This window comes from Rhodococcus sp. NPDC078407 (assembly GCF_044542515.1).
Lineage (GTDB): Bacteria > Actinomycetota > Actinomycetes > Mycobacteriales > Mycobacteriaceae > Rhodococcoides.
Genome location: NZ_JBITUQ010000008.1, coordinates 38,379 through 54,615, shown reverse-complemented (window position 1 = coordinate 54,615; position 16,237 = coordinate 38,379). Strand labels below are relative to the sequence as shown.

17 protein-coding genes are annotated in these 16,237 nt (G+C 64.7%); 10 read left to right on the top strand and 7 right to left on the bottom strand.

The annotated features are described in order from the left end of the window. Positions 1–635 precede the first annotated feature (635 nt). Complete coding sequence (locus ACIGGF_RS10685) at positions 636–1,862, top strand: glycosyltransferase (RefSeq protein ID WP_397521294.1); 1,227 nt, start codon at positions 636–638, stop codon at positions 1,860–1,862. 205 nt (positions 1,863–2,067) lie between these two features. On the opposite strand, the gene ACIGGF_RS10680 is transcribed toward ACIGGF_RS10685, so the two are convergent. Then, positions 2,068–2,361, bottom strand: coding sequence for a hypothetical protein (locus ACIGGF_RS10680; protein WP_397521293.1), 294 nt, complete (start codon positions 2,359–2,361; stop codon positions 2,068–2,070). A 323-nt stretch (positions 2,362–2,684) separates the two neighbouring features. Here ACIGGF_RS10680 and ACIGGF_RS10675 point away from each other — a divergent pair, with 323 nt between their 5' ends. Together ACIGGF_RS10675 and ACIGGF_RS10670 are read left to right on the top strand one after the other, a co-directional pair. Next, positions 2,685–3,179, top strand: coding sequence for a DUF6328 family protein (locus ACIGGF_RS10675; RefSeq protein WP_397521292.1), 495 nt, complete (start codon positions 2,685–2,687; stop codon positions 3,177–3,179). A gap of 165 nt (positions 3,180–3,344) precedes the next feature. Beyond that, positions 3,345–4,193, top strand: coding sequence for a GAF domain-containing protein (locus ACIGGF_RS10670; protein WP_397521291.1), 849 nt, complete (start codon positions 3,345–3,347; stop codon positions 4,191–4,193). A 34-nt stretch (positions 4,194–4,227) separates the two neighbouring features. Here ACIGGF_RS10670 and ACIGGF_RS10665 read toward each other — a convergent pair whose 3' ends face one another. After that, entirely contained in the window at positions 4,228–5,088 is an 861-nt protein-coding gene (locus ACIGGF_RS10665) for a class I SAM-dependent methyltransferase (protein ID WP_397521290.1), read from the bottom strand. 63 nt (positions 5,089–5,151) lie between these two features. Here ACIGGF_RS10665 and ACIGGF_RS10660 point away from each other — a divergent pair, with 63 nt between their 5' ends. The 5 genes from ACIGGF_RS10660 (at position 5,152) to ACIGGF_RS10640 (ending at position 10,015) form a co-directional block, all read left to right on the top strand. Beyond that, positions 5,152–5,964, top strand: a complete 813-nt coding sequence (locus ACIGGF_RS10660) for a class I SAM-dependent methyltransferase (protein ID WP_397521289.1) — start codon at positions 5,152–5,154, stop codon at positions 5,962–5,964. After that, the gene (locus ACIGGF_RS10655) at positions 5,955–6,929 is read left to right on the top strand and encodes a phytanoyl-CoA dioxygenase family protein (RefSeq protein ID WP_397521288.1); all 975 of its coding nucleotides are present in this window, start codon (positions 5,955–5,957) and stop codon (positions 6,927–6,929) included. Before ACIGGF_RS10660 ends, ACIGGF_RS10655 begins: the two co-directional genes overlap by 10 nt. A gap of 38 nt (positions 6,930–6,967) precedes the next feature. Further along, positions 6,968–8,263, top strand: coding sequence for an esterase/lipase family protein (locus ACIGGF_RS10650; protein WP_397521287.1), 1,296 nt, complete (start codon positions 6,968–6,970; stop codon positions 8,261–8,263). A gap of 81 nt (positions 8,264–8,344) precedes the next feature. Further along, positions 8,345–8,944, top strand: coding sequence for an NAD(P)H:quinone oxidoreductase (gene wrbA, locus ACIGGF_RS10645; RefSeq protein ID WP_397521286.1), 600 nt, complete (start codon positions 8,345–8,347; stop codon positions 8,942–8,944). Between the two features lie 156 nt (positions 8,945–9,100). Continuing rightward, entirely contained in the window at positions 9,101–10,015 is a 915-nt protein-coding gene (locus ACIGGF_RS10640) for an aldo/keto reductase (RefSeq protein ID WP_397521285.1), read from the top strand. Positions 10,016–10,053: 38 nt separating this feature from the next. Here the strand turns inward: ACIGGF_RS10640 and mftD (ACIGGF_RS10635) are convergent, their stop codons facing one another. From mftD (ACIGGF_RS10635) to mftA, 5 genes are all read right to left on the bottom strand, one after another. Continuing rightward, positions 10,054–11,232: a pre-mycofactocin synthase MftD gene (mftD, locus tag ACIGGF_RS10635; RefSeq protein ID WP_397521284.1), complete on the bottom strand. Its 1,179-nt coding sequence runs from the start codon at positions 11,230–11,232 to the stop codon at positions 10,054–10,056. Beyond that, positions 11,229–12,407: a pre-mycofactocin synthase MftD gene (mftD, locus tag ACIGGF_RS10630; RefSeq protein ID WP_397521283.1), complete on the bottom strand. Its 1,179-nt coding sequence runs from the start codon at positions 12,405–12,407 to the stop codon at positions 11,229–11,231. Before mftD (ACIGGF_RS10630) ends, mftD (ACIGGF_RS10635) begins: the two co-directional genes overlap by 4 nt. 8 nt (positions 12,408–12,415) lie before the next feature. Further along, a complete protein-coding gene (gene mftC / locus ACIGGF_RS10625; protein ID WP_397521282.1) occupies positions 12,416–13,639 on the bottom strand; it encodes a mycofactocin radical SAM maturase in 1,224 nt (407 codons plus the stop codon). A 91-nt stretch (positions 13,640–13,730) separates the two neighbouring features. Next, on the bottom strand, positions 13,731–14,015 hold the full coding sequence (gene mftB, locus ACIGGF_RS10620) for a mycofactocin biosynthesis chaperone MftB (RefSeq protein ID WP_397521281.1): 285 nt from the start codon (positions 14,013–14,015) through the stop codon (positions 13,731–13,733). Between the two features lie 2 nt (positions 14,016–14,017). Further along, complete coding sequence (mftA, locus tag ACIGGF_RS10615) at positions 14,018–14,128, bottom strand: mycofactocin precursor MftA (RefSeq protein WP_397521280.1); 111 nt, start codon at positions 14,126–14,128, stop codon at positions 14,018–14,020. A gap of 106 nt (positions 14,129–14,234) precedes the next feature. Here mftA and mftR point away from each other — a divergent pair, with 106 nt between their 5' ends. Continuing rightward, entirely contained in the window at positions 14,235–14,840 is a 606-nt protein-coding gene (mftR, locus tag ACIGGF_RS10610) for a mycofactocin system transcriptional regulator (protein WP_397521279.1), read from the top strand. Positions 14,841–14,985: 145 nt separating this feature from the next. Beyond that, positions 14,986–15,984 carry a DUF368 domain-containing protein gene (locus tag ACIGGF_RS10605; protein ID WP_397521278.1) on the top strand — a complete coding sequence of 333 codons (999 nt, stop codon included), beginning with the start codon at positions 14,986–14,988 and terminating at the stop codon, positions 15,982–15,984. Positions 15,985–16,237 lie beyond the last annotated feature (253 nt).

The window sequence follows — 16,237 nt, the reverse complement described above, 5'->3', positions numbered from 1 at the left end:
GGTGGGACCACAGAACGACAGTCTGATCGACTCCGGGTCGCTGTGAACAGAACGCAGAAATACCATTGCGCACCTCCATTGCCCTTCGACCGGAGGCACCCACGAGTTCCAGAGAACGCGGTCGGCACTTCTCGCAGTCGATGTTTCTGACCACGGGGCTACTCTTCAACCGCGTGAACACAGCTTATACCAATCAGCTCCGGTCGAAACATGTTATGGCACTGGATTTTTTGGTCGTTGACGGTGCAACTTCCCGGTGGTCGGATCAGCGGAGGCAAACCCGGCACACTCCCCGATACAGCACCGAGCGGTGATACTGGAGTCGGTGAGCGACGGACGACCGAGGTTGTGAAGTCGGATTTGTCGTCACTAGTTTTCGCACAGGTAAATATTTCGCCAGAGGTTTCGCAAAGACGCCCGAGGCAATAGGGTGGGGTCGTCGATGCACGGAAGCTGGTCCGGCCGGTGAGCCGACGGCCCGCCACCCGAAGCCGAAGCCCGCGGTGGAAGACCGAGAGCGTACCGACTGCTCGACCTGCACGCCGACTCCAGGATCGGGTCGGCATACCCCGCTTCGTCGCAACCGGGGTATGCGCCCGGATCGGGCCGTGCGAACCCGACAGGGGCGAAGAACCATGCACGTTGCACTCGTTTCCGAACACCTGAGCCCGATACTGGAACCAGCCGACATCGAGTCCGAGCAATCGTGCGCTCAACTCGACCGACTGGCGACGTCCCTGACACGCGCAGGGACGCGGGTCGATGTCTACACGAGGAAACAGACTCCGAAAGCGGACGACGAAGTCCTCGCGCCCGGTGGCTACCGAGTGGTGAATCTGGCTGCAGGTCCTGCACGCCCCATGGGAGAGGAGCAGACACTCCCCCACACGAGCGCCTTCGCTTCGTCATTGCGTGATTGTCTGTCCCAGCACAAGCCCGATGTCGCACATGCTCATTCGTGGGTGTCCGGGCTGGCAACCGCGCTCGCGGCCGGTGCTGCGGAGGTACCGACGGTGGTGTCGTTTCACGGCCTGGCCGATACCGAACACCCAGGATCGTCTGCCGACGGCCATGGTTCGACCGTCCCTAGGGCATCGATGGAGAGAAAGATCGCGCGTTCTGCGGACCGCCTCATCGCATCGTGTCCGGACGAGGCCGAAACGTTGACCCGAATGGGCGTGGCCAGAGCCAAGGTGTCCATCGTGCCGACCGGTGTGGATCTGGACGACTTCGACCCGTCCGGGCCGAAAGCCCCACGCGGCACCGCGTCGTGCCGCGTTGCCATGGTCGGTTCCGATCGCGATTTCTCCACTGTCGCTGCGTTACTCGGCAAACTCGACGACACTGAACTGGTATTCGTCGGCGGCGAACGGCCGGGGACGAGCGGCGTAGCGCGTCTCCGCGAGGTGGCGGCCGCTCACGGGATGGCCGGACGCACGATCTTCACGGGCCCTGTTCGCCACCGCCACATGTCGACATTGTTGAGGTCGGCCGACCTGTTCGTCTGTTTGTCGCCGAGCGAATCCGCGGGCGTCGTCACTCTCGAGGCCATGGCATGTGGCCTGCCCGTCGTCGCATACGGGATCGGCTACACGGGCGATCTCGTGGTCGACGGAATCACCGGCAGGGCTATCGATCCGCCCGACCGGAGGCATCTGGCCCGAGAGCTGGAACTGCTCGTGCACAACGAGTCTCGACGATTCGCCCTGGGCGTGTCGGGTTCGGATCGGGCGCAGTCACGCTTCGCATGGGATCGTGTCGCCGAAGACACGGTGCGCGTGTACGAGGCGACGGCGCGCGCCGCGTACTCGCTCCTGCATCCCGAGCCGCCGATACCCGCAGCTCGCCGGTACGCGGTCTGAGGTGCGCCTCGGACCGGTTGCCGGAGCTAGAGTCCGCGACGACGGAACTCGTTGAGGAGCCGTCGTCGCATCTCTTCCAGCCTCGCGGCATCCGCTGGACTTCCGCCGCGGGCACACCTCAACTGTTGTTCTGTATCGACAAGGGCGGCATCGAGTTCGGCGATGCTCATGCCCCGAACATTCGTGACGGTGATCATGGCAGCGGTCAGCTCGAGATCCACACGCGACGACGCGCAACTGCAGCGATACGAGTGGCGAGCACCGGGCTCACGCCCAGAGCGCCGAGTTCGGTGTCCGAGCAGCGCTCGAGTATGGCAAGCACGCTGCGGTAGAAGACTCGACCGGGCATGTCGAAACGTGACTCGATATCGGTTTCCGGACCGCCACCGGAATTGACCCATCGAAGGGCGTAATCGATCATTGCACGGTCGTCGCATTCGCTGCCTGTAGGAATGGACGGCGTGTAGGTCACCGCTGATTTGTCGGAAGTCGTGGACATTGTTCGTCATCCTTCGATCTCTTTCGGACGCGCTTCCCGGCAGCCAAAACCGACTGAAGGTCCGGAAAACGGCCGATCATTCTGTGCCGACATCGATTTCGGTTGTCGACACGAATGGAGACTGGCGCGGGCTCGACCAGAGTGTCGTCGATCATACTCGGTTCGGGCCGACGCAACGGTGGCCCTGAGCGGCCCCGCCCTCTGACTGTTCAACTGACGAGGCCTGACTCGATCGTCGCGCCCGGGCGGCCACGACCGAGCTTGTTGTCGGATGCCCGACGGCACTACGGCCAAACATCTTTCGATCCGTTTAGCCTTGCACAATGACGACCGACGAAGAGGACGATCAAGCCGAGTGGAACAGCCGGGTACGCAACGAAACCCCGACCCAGCAACTGGATCGCAACTGGGCGGCTCTACTGCAGGAGCTCCGCGTCGTGCAGACCGGCGTGCAACTCCTGACCGGCTTTCTGCTGACATTGCCGTTCCAGACTCGGTTCGACGGCCTGTCCACGACAGGTCACGTGGTGTACCTGGTGACCGTCTCGGCATCGATACTCGCGACCGTGCTTCTCGTGGCTCCGGTGAGTATGCATCGCCTGCTGTTTCGTAGGCGTGCCATCGACGTCGTGGTGCGGATCGGCAACAATCTGGCGATCGCCGGCCTCTTCATGCTGGGTATGACCTTGGTCGGCTCGGCGGCATTGACCTTCGAGATCGTGCTGGGGATCGGCGCGGCGGCACCGGCGGCGGTGGTCGTCGGCCTCTTCGCGGTCGGTTTCTGGTTCGTACTCCCACGCATATATCGCAGCCGTTGACGGGGACATGGAATCGAGGTCGCTGGAGTGATTCTCCAGTAACGAACAAGGGGCGATACAGACGGTCGATTCGGCGTTAGGCTCTATTCAGAGTTCAGGCTGTGGGTGCTGCACGCGCATGCTCGGCCGAGCGCACGTAGGACTGACGCAGTTGAAAGGTCGATCATGGCATCGAACACGCCGCAGAACCCGCCGCAGAACCCGCCGCAGAACCCGCCGACAGACAAGCACTCGCCGACGGATCATTCGGGTACCGACAGCACCGAATTACCACCGGCCTCGACGATTGCCCGAGTTACGAGCTACACCCGCGCCCTGGAGAACATCTCCCGCTTGCTTCTCTCCGGCCACGACGCAGGAGCTTTGATGCAGGCGGTCTGCCGAGAAGTGTCCCTGGCGGTACCGGACGCGGACATGGTCGGTATCACGGTTCTACAAGACGGAGCCGATCACCCGACGACCGCCGCGTCGAGCGATCCCCGCGTCAACGACGTGGATGAGGATCAGTATCGAGCCGATGAGGGCCCGTGCCTGGAGGCAGCGAGAACCGGCCAGATGGTTCGGGTACGTGTCGACGACGTCGCCGAGCGCTGGCCACGCTTCGCGGCGAACGTCACCGGCATGGGTGTACGCAGCTATCTCTCGGCACCGATGTCGATGGACGACCGCCACCTCGGCGCGCTGAACATCTACAGCCGCAACTCGCACGGCTTCGAGGACATCGACGAAGTTCTGGTTCAGCTGTTTTCGACAGCAGTCGAAGCCGCGGTACGTATCACCAGCCGGGTGAAAACAGCGGAGACGGAGCTGAACGGTCTCATCACCGCAATGACAACTCGGGCCGACATCGATCAGGCCAAGGGCATCATCATGGCCGTTCGAGGCGTGTCGGCCGACGAGGCATTCGCACTGCTGTCCGAGCGGTCTCAGAACACCAACGTCAAGGTGAGCGCGCTGGCCGCCGAGATGATTCGATCGATCAGTACCGGTCCGGTCTCGTCCACGAAGGCCTGACCCGAACCGCAACCAAGGTTTTTCTCCGGGCCTGTCAGCGAACCGTTGCCGCGAACACGTCGACCGGATGCGGAACACGCTGCTCACCAACGGCACCGGGCACGGAGACCGCCTCCAAGTAGGCCCGGACGGGGCCGCGTAGCTCGGGAGTCAGACGTGCCTGTACCGCGAAGTCCAACACTTCGTCGCTCGCGGAAGACAGATCGACCAGCGCGTCCAGCGTGACCGTCTCGTCGAGGTCGATCGCGGCGGCCACGAAGGCCTTCTCGACGTCGGCGCTGAACCATTGCCGATGGCCCTCCAGCGGAGGGGCGAGAACTTCGACGAGTGCGTTGAGCGCGGCCGTCGGAGCAACGGCCACCCACAGCTGGCCGCCGGGTCGCAGCAGGTTCAGCGCACTACGCAGGGTTGCCGCCACGTCTGCAACGTAATACATCGAGTGCACGAACATGACGACGTCGAAGGTTTCGTCGACCGGTGAATCGTCGAACGATGCGACGTATGCGTGGGAGTCGAGTTCGGTGGCTTCGAGCGCAACCATTCTGGCGGTGAACAGTTCGGCACTGCCGATCCAGGGGTCGATGCCGACGTACCGCACCGGACGGCCCGGCACCTGTAGCAGCAGACCCGCGGCGAGCCGAGCATCGAGCGAACCGTCGCCGCAGCCGACCGACAACACCGACAGCGGGCCATTCCCCAACCCGGCGAGCCGTCCGGCGAAGTGCTCGGCGATCAGACCGCGCTGATCGGAGAGCATCTCGAAGGCGGCGTGGTGCTCGGCGTAGGACTCGGGCGGCAGGCTCGCCAGCGCCGCAGCTCCGCGCCGCACCGCCCGCAATCCGTCGATGAGCACGGCGGCGGTGTCGGTCGGCGAGTTCGGAGCTATGTTGGACATTGGACCGAGTCAACCATGGCGCCCCGGCCGGTGCGTCGTAGTCGGCTTTCTAGGAGGAATCTCGTGAGCAGCGGAGACACAGCCGAACGCAGTCTCGAGCATTGGAGCGAGGCGGGCCGCACGGGTATGGAAGCGTTCTACGCCTTGGCCACCGAGGACTACCACCAGCTGGCATTGGCGGCCGACTGGCCCACGCTGCTTGCCGACCGAGCGCACGACGGCTGGTCACTACTCGACGTGGCGTGTGGCAGCGGCAAATTCCCCACTGCGCTCCGCCGCTACACCGACCTGTCCGCAGTACCCGAGGTTGCCTACGACCTGCTCGACCCATCCGAATTCTCGGTGGCCGAGGCACGCGGAACCCTTGCGGCACCCTTCGTCCCCCGCCGCGATCTGGTGATGACTCTGCAGGATCTGCCCGACGATCATGCCGGCTACGACGTCGTGTGGGCCACCCACGCGCTCTACGCCCTTCCTCCTGCCGAGCTGGATGCCGCCGCCGAGAGATTCGTGGCCGCATTGGCTCCCGGCGGTCTCGGGCTTGTTGCGCAGGCCACGGAAGCCTCCCACTACATCGCGTTCTACGACGCCTTCCGCGCCGGTGTGCGTGAAGCGACGCCGTACACGACAGCCGAGCAGGTGCGCGACGCGCTGATCCGCGCGGGTGCGGACGTGCGCGATCAACGCGTCACCTACACCACCGGAACGTCCGATCGCGCCGTTGCCGAGGGCTTTCTGCAGCGATGCGCCTTCGACGACTCCGTGTCACTCGACGAGATGGAGGCGGCTCCGGTGTTGGGCGACTACCTCGCCTCGTGCCGCGACGCGTCCGGTTCCTACACCTTCTCGCACGAGGCGGCCCTGCTGTGGCTCTGACCAACGACCGACTCCCAGAACAGAACCGCGATGGCGGTATCGACCAGGAGTGGGCGGGCGACGACCAGGACTGGTGGGACTGGTACGTCACTCTCGCCGCCAACGACACGATGCCCACCGAGCTTGTCGACGGACCGGGCCTGCCGAGCGTCGAGGCGGCCACGGACGAACAGGTCGAGCGTGAGCTCGCCGAGCCCTACGACCTCGACCCCGGCGCAGTCGCCGCATTCGCTCGGAATGCCTTCGTGCGACTGCCCGCGGTGTTCTCGCCCGCCGTTGTACGACGCCTCGCCGAACGACTCGACGAGCTGCTGCGCGCCGAGCACGGCGACGACGTCGCGGGCCGGTTCACCGCGCTCGAGCAGATGTGGCTGCACGACGACCTGATGCGCGCCGTAGCGCTCTCGCCCCGAATCGGCGGCGTGGCCGCGGCACTGCTCGACGAGCCGTCCGTTCGGCTCTACCACGACAACGCGCTGTCCAAGGAGCCCGGCTGCGGCCGCACACCCTGGCACCACGACGCCGAGCATTTCCCGCTGCAGACCACCCAGGCCGTCACGGCGTGGATGCCGATGTCTGCCATACCCGGTCGGATGGGTCCGCTGTCGTTCGCCCGCGGCCGAGACGTGCTGGGCGAGGTGGCCGACCTCGAGTTCGACAAGGTCGGCACGTCGTACGACCAGGCCGTCACCGAGCGCTTCTCTCAGCGCGACGTCGCAGTGGAGTCGCTGCCGTTCGCGGTGGGTGACGTGTCGTTCCACTCCGCACTGTGCTTCCACACCGCCGGGCCGAACCTGACGACGCAGCCGCGACGGGCACTGGCCACCACCTACTTCGCCGACGGGGCACGCGTCGTGGAGTCGCCGACGCTGATCAGCGGCACCTGGCGAGAGTTTCTTCCCGGTATCGAGCCTGGCGGCCTTGCGGCGTCCGAGTTGAACCCGGTGGTCGGCCGCCGCGCCTGAGCCGATCCGTTTCAGTGGACACACGTACACTGAATCGGGTGGGGAAGAAATCTCAGCGCACGCAGGAATTGGGTGAACTCGGCGAACTCACCCTTCGCGAGCTGGCATCGGCCGCGGGGGGAGTTCGCGCGGTCCACTCCGCCATAGCCCGACGCACCTTCGCGGCCGTGAAGCGAGGCGTCGGGCCCGCGGCCCTACCGACCCAACTGATGCACGACGCCATCGCCGCCGGCACCTACGCGAGCATCGCGGCGGCCTGCACCGGCGCAGCCAAAGCCGTCGGAGCCCTGACCGGCGGTGATCCCGCAACCGTCGACGACACATCGGATGACGACCCCCGCCCGTTGCCGTCCCACACCACCCGCGGCGCACAGACCATCGCGGTCCTGCACGGTCTCATCGGCGACGACATGGAGCGCACCGCTCGGGTTCTCGCCTACCCCATGGCGATTCGCGTCGACGGACGCCCCGTTCCTCCGCAGTACCGCTCTCTGGCCGCGGCGTTTCCCACCGCGGGAGCGCACCTCGTGTTGTTCGTGCACGGCCTCGTCGAGACGGAATCGGCGTGGCGGCTCGGCGGGCGTCCGACGTACGGGGAGCGGCTGGACTCCGACGCGGCCACCACGTCGATCTTCCTGCGCTACAACACCGGACGTCGAATTGCCGCGAACGGAGTCGATCTGTCGGACCTGCTGGAGCAGCTCGTGACGGCGTGGCCCGTCCGAGTGCACCGAATAACGCTGGTAGGGCACTCCATGGGCGGCCTGGTCTCGCGAGCCGCGGCTCACCACGCAACCGAGAGCGGCCGCCGATGGGTCGACCTGTTGTCGGACGTATTCACCCTCGGGACACCACATCTGGGTGCGCCGCTCGCACACGGCGTCCATGTCGCTGCGGCCGCCATGGCGCTCGTGCCCGAGACCCGACCGTTCGCACACTTGCTGGCGCGCCGAAGCGCCGGAGTACGAGACCTGATTCATGGAGCGATCACCGAGGAAGAGGGGCACGCCCGTTATGCGGACAACTTCGACGTCGGCGCGGCCGCGGACGTGTCGATTCCGGACAGGGTGCGTCATCATCACGCATCGGCGATCGTCACCGGAAACCCGCGCAACCCGGTCGGCATGTTCGTCGGCGACGGCTTGGTGCGCACGGACAGCGCCATAGGTCGAAACACCCTGCGCAACATAGGACTTCGTCCGGACGACGGCCTGGCAATCAACAGCGCGCACCACTTCACCCTCCTCAACGACGAGAGGGTGTACGAGTGGATGCGTTGCGCACTGGTCGGCCGAAGTGCTGCCGTCGACGCTCCCGGCGACGTCAATAGTTGACACAGCAATCATCCTGGGTACTATCGAATACAGTTGACATCGCAACTACTTCGATGTCCACCCCGACGAAAGGTCACCTCGATGACGAAGATCGCGATCATCTACTACTCCTCGACCGGCCACGGAACCACGATGGCGAACAAACTCGCCGACGCAGCGACGGCAGCAGGTGCCGAGGTACGGGTGCGTCACATCGCTGAAACCCGAGACCCGAGCACCTTCGCCGACAATCCCGCATGGTCCGCCAATTACGAAGCGACCAAGGACCTTCCCGCCGCCAGCGGCGACGACATCGTCTGGGCCGACGGCGTCATCCTTGGATCTCCGACGCGTTTCGGCAACATCGCAGCACCGTTCTCGACCTTCATGGACTCCCTCGGCGGCTACTGGGCCAAGGGCGAACTCGCCAACAAGGCCTACGCAGCCTTCACCTCCAGCCAGACCGCGCACGGTGGCCAGGAGACGACGCTCACCGGTCTCTACACCTCGCTGATGCACTTCGGCGGCGTTCTGGTGCCGCCCGGATACACCGACGGGCTGAAGTTCGCCGACGGCAACCCCTACGGCGTCTCTCACGTCACCGGGCCCGAGAACAAGAACGAACTCGACGACGCAACCAGCGCAGCGCTGACGCACATGGCCACGCGCGTCGTCACCATCGCCGAGGCTCTGGCGAAGTAAGAACTCACCCCTCGGATCAGCTCCTCGGTTTCGAATTCCGGCCCTCGATCGGCGTCGGGTATCCGAAACCGGGGAGCTGATCTGTATGCAAGGCACGGGCATGCTGGTATGCATGGCCCCAGCGCACATTTCCACCCGAACGAAGGTAGCGGCGACATGACTCGACTCGGCCTCGGCCTTGCTGCCCTCGGACGCCCCGAGTATCTGACGGTCGGGCACTCCGATGCCGTCGACGGGCGATTCGATCCCGCGGCCTTGGAGCAGCTGTGTCACGCAGTACTGGACGCCGCGTGGGACAGCGGGATTCGACACATCGACGTCGCGCGCTCGTACGGGTTGGCCGAGCGATTCCTCGGGAGCTGGTTGGCTCGACGGCCGAGCAGGCGCGCGGACATCGTCATCGGCTCCAAATGGGGATACGCCTACGTGGCCGATTTCCAGCCGCACGCCGCAGTGCACGAGGTCAAGGAGCACTCGGTTGCCCGGTTGGCAGCACAGTGGCCGCAGACGCTACGCGAGCTCGGCGGCGCACCCGACCACTACCTGATCCACAGCGTCACCCCGGACAGTCCTGCTCTCGGCGATACCGAGCTGCTCGACGACCTGCGCGCCATCGCGGAGAGCGGCACCCGAATCGGTATCAGCACCAGTGGACCTCACCAGGGCGATGTGGTGGATGCAGCGCTGCAAGTCGGGGTGTTCAGCTCGGTGCAGTCGACGTGGAACCCGCTCGAACCGTCCGCCGGTTCGGCGTTGGAACGAGCACACGAGGCCGGGTGGTTCGTCGTCGTCAAGGAGGCGATGGCGAACGGCCGACTGGTCGCGGAGGATTCGGAGCTGGGGCGAATCGCGGACTCGGCAGGAGTCGGCCGCGACGCCCTCGTCCTGGCCGTTGCGCTCGCGCAACCATGGGCCGATGTCGTGCTCTCCGGTGCGGCAACCGTAGCGCAACTCGAGCAGAACGTCGCAGCTCTCACCGTTGATTCCGAACTGGTGGCAGCGGCCGACATCGACCTGGCCGAACCTCCGAAGCGTTACTGGGACAAAAGGTCTCAGCTGGCCTGGACCTGACCGTTCGACGCGTTCGGTGTCGACGGACACCCACACCGTCAGGCGGACCGGCCCGCCGACTGCGCGTCGAAGTCCGGCGGTATCACCACATCGGACGGTGAGAGTTCGTGCACCGACGCATGTCCGAGTCCGAGGACCGTCGAGTCCAGGCCGCCGCGCAGAATGTCGAGGACGTTCTCCACTCCCGCTTGACCGTTCGCCGCCAGACCCCACAGGTATGCGCGTCCGATCAGCACGGCGCGCGCACCCAGAGCGAGTGCCTTCGCCACATCACTGCCGCGCCTGATCCCGCCGTCGAGAGTGACCTCCACCTGATCGCCCACGGCGTCGGCGATCGCCGGCAACACCCGAATCGACGCCGGAGAACCGTCGAGATTGTTACCGCCGTGATTGGACACCGAGATCGCCGTGACGCCGGCGTCGACGGCCCGCAGCGCATCGTCGACCCGACCGATGCCCTTGAGCATGAACGGGCCGCCCCACTGCTCGCGTAGCCAGGCGATGTCGTCCCACGTGGGCAGCGGGGTGGATTTCCATTCGCGGTACGCGGCGAAGAACGTCGGCGCAGGCTTTCCGGGCCCGGCGAGATTGGGTGCCGTCAAATCCGGAAACGCACCCGAGCGCGCCCACCGGGCAAGCCACCGCGGACGGGCCAGCACTTCCGGTGCCAACCGCAGAATCGCTGGCAGATCGACCCTTTCGGGTATCACCGGGCTCCCCCAGTCCCGGCCCTCCGAGAACGACCAGTCCATCGTCACTATCAGCCCGACGGCTCCCGCAGCGCGGGCCCGCTCGAGCATGTGCAGCAACAACTCCCGCGAACCCACCCAGTGGAGCTGAAAGAACGTCCGCGGGTGTGCCGCGACGACCTCTTCGATGGGCTTACTCGCGAACAACGACAGCCCCATCGAAATGCCTCGCGCAGCAGCAGCTCTCGCTACCGCGACCTCACCGCCGGGGTGCACGGCCTGCACACCCGTCGGCGAGATCATCACCGGGAACGCCAGCGGTTGCCCCATCAGCGTCGTCGACAAGTCGCGTGTGTCGAACAACCCCGCTACATGCGGCGCGAACCCGAGTTCACCGAACGCGCCCGTGTTGTCGCCGGCAGTGATGCCACGCTCCGAGCCCGCGACCAACGCGGCGTATACGGACTTCGGGAGACGCTTGCGCGCGCGACGTTGGGCCTCTGCAACCGACTCGAACCAGGCAGTCACACACCCAGCTTGCGGTCGAACCCGGCGGGCATCACCACATCCGACGGTGACAGGTCGTGCACCGAGGTGTGCCCGAGACCCAGGACCGCCGAATCGACTCCCCCGCGCAGTATGTCGAGCACGTTCTCCACTCCTGCCTGACCGTTCGCCGACAGGCCCCACAGATACGCGCGCCCGATCAGCACCGCCCGAGCGCCGAGCGCCAATGCCTTGACCACATCACTACCACGCCGGATGCCGCCGTCGAGGGTGATCTCGATCTGATCGCCCACAGCGTCGGCGATCGCCGGTAGGGCCCGGATCGGTGCCGGAGTGCCGTCGAGATTGTTACCGCCATGATTGGACACCGAAATTGCCGTGCAGCCGGCATCGACAGCCCGTTTGGCGTCGTCGACACGCATCACGCCCTTGAGCATGAACGGTCCACCCCACTGCTCACGCAGCCACGCCACGTCCTCCCAGGTGGGCAACGGAGTACCCATCCATTCGCCGTACGCTCCGAAGAACGTCGGAGCCGGGCCACCGGTCGGCGGGGTCAGGTTCGGGGTGGTCAGATCTGGAATCTTCCCGGTCTTGGCGAACTCCCACAACCACTTCGGACGAGTGATGCCCTCCGGAGCAAACTGCACCATTGCTTTGAGATCCATTTTCTCCGGAATCGACGGGCTACCCCAGTCGCGGCCGTTGGAGAACGACCAATCCAGCGTCATGATCAGCCCGACAGCGCCCGCTGCGCGCGCCCGCTCCATTCTCTGCAGCAGGATCTCACGTGAACCCACCCAATACATCTGGAAGAACGTCTGTGGATTCGCTGCCGTGACCTCTTCGACGGACTTGCTCGCGAACGAGGACAGCCCGATCGGAATACCCCGCGCTGCTGCAGCTCTCGCTACAGCGACCTCACCGTCCGGGTGGACGGCCTGCACACCCGTCGGGGAGATCATCACCGGAAACGACAGCGGTTGCCCCATCACCGTCGTCGACAAGTCACGCTTGTCCGACAACCCCGCCACGTGCGGGGCGAAGCCGAGTTCGCCGAACGCGGCCATGTTGTCGTCGATGGTCAACCCGCGCTCGGACCCGGCCACCAGCGCGGCGTACACGGACTTCGGTAGACGCTTCTTCGCCCGCCGCTGCGCTTCGGCAACGGTCTCGAACCACGCAGTCTTCGCCATAGCTCTTCCTATTCCATTCCTGCGAGCGGATTTTCGTCGCAGATCTTCGTCGGTGGGCGCATCGTCAACGTCAGCGGCACCGACTTACGGGGTGTTTTGCGTTGCCCGGAACGCGAATGGTCGACGCTGGACTTGGGGATTTCTCCCGCAGCTGCCAACGCCATTTCGCCGTTACCGATGACGCATTCGGGATCCGGACCGTCCATGGGGAGGCCGGTGAAGAATTTCGCTGCCATGCATCCGCCGCGGCATGCGTCGAAGTGGGCACACTTGGTGCACGCACCGGAGGTCTGCGGAGACCGCAAGTCCTGGAACAACTCCGATGTCTGCCATACCGATTGGAACCCACCCATGCCGTCCTTCGCGTCACGGACGATGTTGCCGGCCAGGAAGTTCTCGTGGATGGCGAACGGGCACGCGTATACGTCACCGATCGGGTCGATCAGACACACCACGCGTCCGGCACCACACAGGTTGAGCCCGGGCAATGCGTCACCGAACGCCGAGAGGTGGAAGAACGAATCACCCGTCAACACGCCCTCGCCGTTCGCGACGAGCCAGTTGTACAGCTCGCGCTGCTGGCCGGCCGTGGGGTGCAGATCGTCCCAGACGTCCGCGCCCCGACCCGAGGGCCGCAGACGCGTGATACGCAATGTCGCAGCGTATTTGTCGGCGAGCGCCTTGAAGTCGTCGAGCTGACTCACGTTGTGGCGGGTGACGACGACCGAGATCTTCGCGTCCCGGAAGCCGGCCTCCTTCAGATTCTCCAACGCGCGGCACGCCATGTCGAACGAGCCCGGTCCGCGGACCGCGTCGTTGACCTCGGCGGTCGCGCCGTCGATGGAGATCTGCACATCGACGTAATCGGATGCCGCCAACCGGGCGGCCACCTTCTTGTCGATCTTGACTCCGTTGGTGGAGAACTTCACTCCCACCTGATGCGCCGTTGCGTAGTCGACGAGCTCCCAGAAATCACTGCGGACCGTCGGCTCACCGCCACCGATGTTGACGTAGAACACCTGCATCTTCTGCAGCTCGTCGATGATCGACTTGCACTGCTCGGTGCTCAGCTCCCGCGGATCACGGCGACCGGACGACGACAGGCAGTGCACACACGACAGATTGCAGGCGTAGGTCAACTCCCACGTCAAACAAATCGGGGCATCGAGACCGAGCTCGAACTGATCGACCAATCTACCGACAGGAGCTGGTCTTTCGAGGGTGGAAGTCATAGAAGGACCTCATTCGTACAATCAGAGGAAGACCCGTCGGGGCTGCGACGGACCGTGAAATGCTCAGCCCAGATACGGACCGGACAACAAGTCAGATGGTGCTTATCATTTTCGAGTCGGCCAGCACTGCAAAGGCTTTGACGTAGGGAGCCGAGTCGGAATCGCCGATTCCTGCAGCCGCGATTGCCGACCGCATGTCCGGGTGATCTGGCAGCGACTCGAGGATCGCCACGATCGTCCGGTTCTTCAGGAAGGAGAGCTTGCGAGTTCCGAAGTGGTAGAGCAGCGCCCCGAACGACTCGGGACGCAGCGCCACCTGCGGATGCAATGCCCACCGCACATCCAGATCGAGCGTGTTCTGCACTGCGGTGGTCATGATCAGTAGACCCCGCACATACCGTCGATCGACACTTCCTCCACCAACGACTCCTCGACCAGATCGGACTCGACCGAAGTACCGACCACAGCGTTCTCACTCTTCTTCGACATCGAATTCCTCCACAGGTAGTTGATAGACCACACTCGGAACGAACAGTGGCGTGGACCACACGGTAATGGCACTCGGTGCACAAAGACAGAGTTCGGAGCAAAAAGGATGACAGCAGGCGGGAAACCCTCCAACCGGACGGGTCGACGCCCCTCCACGACGAGGGGTGAGTTGAGCGACCTGGGCATCGAATTGTTCGCCTCGAAGGGCTTCGACGAGACCAGCATCGACGACATCGCCGAGGCCGCCGGCATTGCACGACGGACGTTCTTTCGTTATTTCCCATCCAAGAACGCCGTGCCCTGGGGCGACTTCGACGCCCAGCTCGACGCACTGCGAGCCCATCTGTCCGGCCTACCCGCCGACATCGAACTGGCCGAGGGACTTCGCTCCGCACTGGTGCAGTTCAATACGTTTCCACCGGAGGAGACATCGGTGCATCGGCAGCGGATGTCACTGATATTGGGGACGCCTGCGCTGCAGAGCTACTCGATGGTCATGTATGAGGGATGGCGAGCCGTCATCGCGGAGTACGTCGCCACCAGGACCCGGGCCGAACCGACCGACCACCTTCCACGCACCACAGGATGGATCCTTCTCGGTATAGCAATCGCAGCATACGAGCAGTGGCTCGAGGACGAGAACTCCGATCTCGCAACCCTTCTCACCGCGGGTGCCGTCACCCTGAAGTCGGGTCTGCCGCCTGTGACCTGAGCGCTGAAACGGCACCGATCACTTCGAGTACCTCCGATAGATGTGTGTCGTTTTGCCCGTTCGACGCTTCAGCAACGGCACAGCTCCTCTCGATGCCGATCGAGCCGGTGGCAGGCGGCGAAGATGCATTTGGGACGATTCAGACATGACGACGAACCGGCGGACGCCTTCCGACCATGGGGACAAGGACCAGGGTCGCCCCGGGCTGGATCAGCGACCCGGGCTCGATGATGTTGTCCGGGGGCGGCCGCCGGCGACGGAGTTGGCGGCCAATGTCGTTCGCGGAGGTCTGATCGGTCTGGCAGAAACGGTCCCCGGGGTCTCCGGCGGCACGGTTGCCCTCGTCACCGGCATCTACACCAGGGCCATCGCGTCGGCGAAGCATCTGACGGACCTCCCCAAGGCCGTGGTGACGCGGTCCGACGTGCGCGCCGAGGTCCGTCAGGTCGATTGGTGGCTGCTCGCCACGGTCGGCGTCGGCATGCTGCTGATGGTGTTCTCGGTGGCGGGGATCATGGCGGATTTCGTCACGAATCAGCCCGTCTACTCGAAGGCACTGTTCATGGGCATGATCGCGATGTCGGTCGCAATCCCGTTCATGGAGATCACTCCTGGAGCTTTCCCCACCACCCGGTCCCGACTGTCTGCCATCGTTCTGTTCGTCGTTCTCGCTGTCGGGGTCGTCGTGCTCACGTCGTTACCCGGGGGCGAAGCGTCGAACCCGTCGTTGATTCTGGTGTTCTTCGCCGCGACGATCGCCATCTGTGCGCTCGTGCTGCCAGGCGTATCGGGATCGTTCTTTCTGCTGCTCGTCGGCCTGTATGCCCCGACGCTGACGGCCGTCGACGAGCGAAACCTGACGTACCTGGCCGTGTTCGCCCTGGGCGCTCTGGTGGGTTTGGTCAGCTTCGTCAGAGTGCTCGAGTGGGTGCTGGCGAACTACCATGATCTGGCCATGGTCGCCGCTGCAGGCCTGCTGCTGGGGTCGTTGCGCGCACTGTGGCCGTGGCAAGGCGAGAGCCGCGAGCTGCTCGCTGTGGGCAACGAATGGCCCGCGGCCCTCGGACTGTTCGCCGTCGGAGTTGTGATCGTGGCGGTGGTCGCCGTCGCTCAGCGACGATTGGCAACAACGCGCACGCCCTGACCGACCTGCATCTACGGCCCCCATCGGAATCTGCACCCCCTGCAGGCACCGTGAATTCCCGCACGGGGCGTAGATCTGCCTCGTCGACTCGAGCAGCAGAGCTGTTGGCAGAAAAACTCCGATCCCAGGGATGAAATCGGAGCAGTTGAGCCTCCTAACGGGATTGAACCGTTGACCGCTCGCTTACAAGTATGTTGCGAGACAACCAGATACGTCCGCATGGAACCACCATGGAGCTGCTGACCTGCATCGA